The 4,573-nt window shown below is 46.9% G+C and carries 4 protein-coding genes; 3 read left to right on the top strand and 1 reads right to left on the bottom strand.

The window, feature by feature from the left end; translation table 11 throughout:
- The coding region (locus ABY436_RS19060; RefSeq protein ID WP_372740510.1) for a glutamate--tRNA ligase family protein at positions 1–423 on the bottom strand (423 nt) is incomplete at its 3' end.
- A 191-nt stretch (positions 424–614) separates the two neighbouring features.
- Here ABY436_RS19060 and ABY436_RS19055 point away from each other — a divergent pair.
- The 3 genes from ABY436_RS19055 (at position 615) to ABY436_RS19045 (ending at position 4,356) form a co-directional block, all read left to right on the top strand.
- On the top strand, positions 615–1,220 hold the full coding sequence (locus ABY436_RS19055) for an ANTAR domain-containing response regulator (RefSeq protein ID WP_372740509.1): 606 nt from the start codon (positions 615–617) through the stop codon (positions 1,218–1,220).
- Positions 1,217–2,383 carry a CmpA/NrtA family ABC transporter substrate-binding protein gene (locus ABY436_RS19050; RefSeq protein ID WP_372740508.1) on the top strand — a complete coding sequence of 389 codons (1,167 nt, stop codon included), beginning with the start codon at positions 1,217–1,219 and terminating at the stop codon, positions 2,381–2,383. The genes ABY436_RS19055 and ABY436_RS19050 overlap by 4 nt, the downstream gene beginning before the upstream one ends.
- A 503-nt stretch (positions 2,384–2,886) precedes the next feature.
- On the top strand, positions 2,887–4,356 hold the full coding sequence (locus ABY436_RS19045) for a NarK family nitrate/nitrite MFS transporter (protein ID WP_372740507.1): 1,470 nt from the start codon (positions 2,887–2,889) through the stop codon (positions 4,354–4,356).
- The last annotated feature ends 217 nt before the right edge of the window (positions 4,357–4,573 follow it).

Raw genomic sequence — 4,573 nt, 5'->3', positions numbered from 1 at the left:
TACTTCTTCAGCGGGTAAAGCCAAGTCACTTTGCTTGAGTGCTGTATGTCCACCCGCCGCCCGACGTGCATCGCGCAATAGATCCAGCTCTTCAGAGGTGCGGTAGCAATGGAACGCATGACCTTTCTCAACCAGATCATGTGCATACTGAGCATACATTCCCTTGCGTTCGCTTTGGCGATAAGGGCCATGCGGGCCGCCAACATCCGGGCCTTCATCCCACTCCAGCCCTAACCAACGCAATGAATCCAGAATCTTCTGCTCTGATTCAGCCGTACTGCGTGTCTGGTCTGTATCTTCTATACGTAAGATAAACTGCCCACCGTGCTGACGGGCAAACGCCAGATTAAAGAGTGCAATATAGGCTGTGCCTACATGCGGGTCGCCTGTTGGAGAAGGCGCAACGCGAGTACGTACTGTCATTATTTTCCTGCCAAAGCTTACGTGATTGCCAAAAGAGTATAAAAATAAAGGCGCATTATACAGTTGCCTGCCGCCACGTGCCATGCAATGGGCATGAATGACGACAAGAGTTACCTGCATTTGAAACGATGAATGGCCCGGATATTGCTTGTACATTGTCAATTATCAATTTTTAAACGCAGGTGATCCACGTGAAAAACAGATTAACTGTGCTTGTCATCGATGAAGACAAGGAACGTGCCGCGTTACTGGAACAGGCATTGCGAGATCAGGGATACGAGGTACTTGGCCGGCTGCATTCTACTGATCTTATGGCCGATAAAGTCGAGGTATTAAAGCCGGACATTATTATTATTGATTTGGACTCTCCCGACAGAGATGTTCTGGAAAACATGGCTTTGATGAACCAAAGCTGCCCCCGCCCTGTCATTATGTTTGCTGAACAAGGTGATCAGGCCACAATAGAAAAAGCGATTCGCTCAGGTGTGAGCGCTTATGTCGTAGATGGTCTTGAGCAGCATCGGATTAAAGCAATTTTAGATGTTGCCATTGCCCGTTTCCGCGAGTTTCAGGCGATACGAAGCGAACTAAATCACGTACATGGCGAGCTAAACCAGGCCCGTACAGAATTAGCTGATCGCAATCTAACTGAAAAAGCGAAGATCTTGATCATGAAACATAATAACTGCACAGAAGACAAGGCCCATCAAGCGATGCGTAAGATGGCAATGGATCAGCAAAAACCACTGATAGAGATTGCCAAAAGTATTATTTCTGTATTGGAGTTGCTGCCATGAAGACGCCAACCACCTCGCAAAAAGCGAATCTTGCCAGCGCATTTCCTGCTGCCGAAAAACACGCATTAACCATTGGCTTTATCCCGTTACTCGACTGCGTTCCTATTATTGTGGCGCAAGAGTTTGGTTTTTTTGAAGAGATGGGCTTAGACGTAACGCTTTCCTGCGAGTCATCCTGGGCCAGTATCCGCGATAAAGTGCAGTTCGGTCTGCTCGATGCCGCACCTATGCCTGCCGGGATTGTACTCGCCAGCGCAATGAAATTAGGCGCCACTCAGCCTATGGTCACGGCTATGGGCTTAGGACTGAACGGCAACGCAATGACTGTTTCGACAAAGCTTTGGGAACAGCTAAACCCTTCAGGTGAAACATTCACCAGCCAAACAGCCGCACAAGCGCTTAGAGCCTATCTGGCAAGCGTAGAAGGACCGGTTAATGTCGCTTCTGTGCATACTTATTCGACACACCATTTCTTATTGCGCGAATGGTTAGCACATTTCAACATTGATCCTGACAGCAAACTCAAGCAGCACGTAGTCCCACCACCGCATATGATTGATGCAATGCAACGCGGTGTGATTGATATTTTTTGCGCGGGTGAACCCTGGAACAGCCTTGCGCAAGCACAACAGATTGGCCATACCCTGTTATCGAGTCATCAAATATGGGAAAACGCACCGGACAAAGTACTCGGCGTTACACGCCGCTGGCATGATGCCAACCCTGCCAGCCACCAGCGGTTAATAGCCGCATTACTCAAAGCATGCCTGTGGCTGGACAACCATGAGAATAAAATAGCCGGCTTTATGTTATTAAATAAGCTTAACTATCTTAATGCAGACCTGTCCGGCATAGATCTGAACTTTGGGCAACACTGCTTTACTTCACCTGAAGCGACCTTTCCCTGGTTATCACAGGCGCAATGGTTTACCGAGCACATTCGGGCATTAAGCGAGAGAGTTCTGGCCAACAAGAGCGCTCCGTTAAATCAACCCCCTTTAACAGAAACCTATCTGACCGAGACTTATCGAACGGTTGCCGAAAAACTCAATATTAATCTACCCATACAGAACACCAAAACAGAAGGCACTCACGCTGATAGCTGGCAGCTTTCAGGCACAATACAGCGTATTAATATGCTCCCGGATCTGAAGTTCAAGTAACAGCACTATATTTGTGCAACGCACCAAACAGGGTAAGTTTCACGACTAATTATCCAATAAATTAAATCTGAAGATTGCTTGAAAGACCCGTATAACGGGTCTTTTATCAAATTGGCATGCTCCCTGCTTTATATTTTACAAAGACTTTTTAAGTGCTTTATAAAAGCGATCTAAGCGCTATGTAAGCAATAGCTAAGCGACATATAAAGCACAATTTTTTCAGGCAAAGGTGCCTCCAGCTGGGATCTCACCCTTTCAGCTTGGTGGCGCCTTTTCTTTTTTACTCTTCAGGAGGACGACCATGTCTAAGAATGTACTTGCACAAGCAGCGATATCGCAAAGACACCACCCGTAAAGAAAAAATATTCGCACAAAAACAGTGCAGAGAATCTGCCTGAAAACTAAAAAGCACTCATTTAGAGCAATGGCGCTCGATGAATCCGGTCTAACGAGATCTGGTTTTATCGGGCGTTTTTTTTTATTTTAACGAACGGAAAATGACTATGACTCAGGAAAAATCGTTCAACCTGCTATCTTTCAGCGGAAAGATGAAGATCCTGCATTTCAGCTGGATCGCCTTCTTTATCACCTTTTTTGTATGGTTTAACCATGCACCACTATTAGGCATGATCGCAGAATCGCTTGGGCTGACAAAGTCAGAAATCAAAACCTTGCTGATTCTTAACGTCGCACTTACTATTCCGGCGCGTATCATTATTGGTATGTTGACCGATAAATACGGCCCGCGTATTACCTATGCGGCCTTGCTGTTTTTGGCCAGTATTCCCTGTTTTGCGTTTGCTTTGTCCACCGATTTCGCGCAAGCCGCTATTTCCCGCTTCCTGCTTGGTTTTATAGGCGCCGGGTTTGTAGTAGGTATTCGCATGGTCAGCGAGTGGTTCCCGGCGAATGAGCTGGGTACGGCTGAAGGCATCTATGGCGGCTGGGGTAACTTTGGTTCTGCAGCAGCGGCAATGACACTACCGACACTCGCGATCATGTTCGGTGGCGAAGACGGTTGGAGATATGCGATCGGTTTATCTGGCTTATTCAGCCTGGTATTCAGTTTTATCTGGTATAAAAATGTTAGCGATACACCGAAAGGTTCGACCTACTTCAAACCAAAACGTATTGGCGGCCTTGAAGTCACCAGCAAGGCAGATTTTGTCTTCCTGCTGTTCATGAAAATTCCCTTGTATGCTGCTTTAGCGTTATTAACATGGAAGCTGTCCCCGGCTGGTGTGTCAATTCTTTCAGATGCAGCGGCGCTAAGCATTTACCTTCTATTGGGTGCCATCTTCATTTACGACTGCTACAGCTCATACAGTGTCAATAAAGAGATATTCCATACACCGGTTCCGGAAGTTCAGCGTTATGCGTTTAAACAAGTGGCTGTATTGAACGTACTTTACTTTGCTACTTTTGGTTCAGAGTTAGCCGTTGTTTCAATGCTGCCACTGTTCTTTTCTGATGTATTTGAGTTGAGCATGGTCTATGCCGGTTTGCTTGCATCTGCCTACGCCTTTATGAATCTGATGTCTCGCCCAGGCGGCGGCTGGATCAGCGATCGCTTCGGACGTAAGAAAACCCTGTTGATTCTCACCGCAGGACTGGCGGCCGGTTATGCGACGATGTCCATGATCGACAGCAGTTGGCCTTTAGCCTTGGCGGTTATTGCAGCCATGGCATGCTCTTTCTTTGTACAGGCAGGTGAAGGTGCGGTATTTGCAGTAGTTCCGTTGATCAAACGTCGCCTGACGGGTCAGATCGCTGGCATGACGGGCGCATATGGTAACGTCGGTGCCGTGTTCTACCTAACAGTGCTATCGATGGTCGATTACTCAACCTTCTTCTCTGTTATCGCAGCAACGGCTGTACTGGGCTTTATTACGCTACTGTTCCTCAAAGAGCCTAAAGGCCACATGGCAGAAATTAATGAAGATGGTAGCGTTGCTCTGATACAAGTGAATTAATTCAGGTTAACCACTTAAACTGAGCTGATTTACATAGCCCGGTTTAAGTGGGCTGGTTTAAGTGACCAGATTTACGTGAGTTAACGCACGGCATTAACGGCTAAGTCGCAGATCAAAAAGAGAGGGAGTCGCACATGAGTAAGCAGCTGGAAGTTTGTTTTGGTGGATATTCAACCAAAGGACAAAAAGCGCTGAATCAAGACGCATTTGCGGCTTC

Origin of the sequence: Neptunomonas sp. (genome assembly GCF_041601355.1) — a bacterium.
Taxonomy (GTDB): domain Bacteria; phylum Pseudomonadota; class Gammaproteobacteria; order Pseudomonadales; family Balneatricaceae; genus Neptunomonas.
This window is presented reverse-complemented; position numbering and strand designations above follow the sequence as displayed.

Coding starts and splice junctions, on each gene's coding strand:
- ABY436_RS19050 (WP_372740508.1), top strand. CDS start 1,217: ATGAAGACGCCAACCACCTCGCAAAAAGCGAATCTTGCCAGCGCATTT.
- ABY436_RS19045 (WP_372740507.1), top strand. CDS start 2,887: ATGACTCAGGAAAAATCGTTCAACCTGCTATCTTTCAGCGGAAAGATG.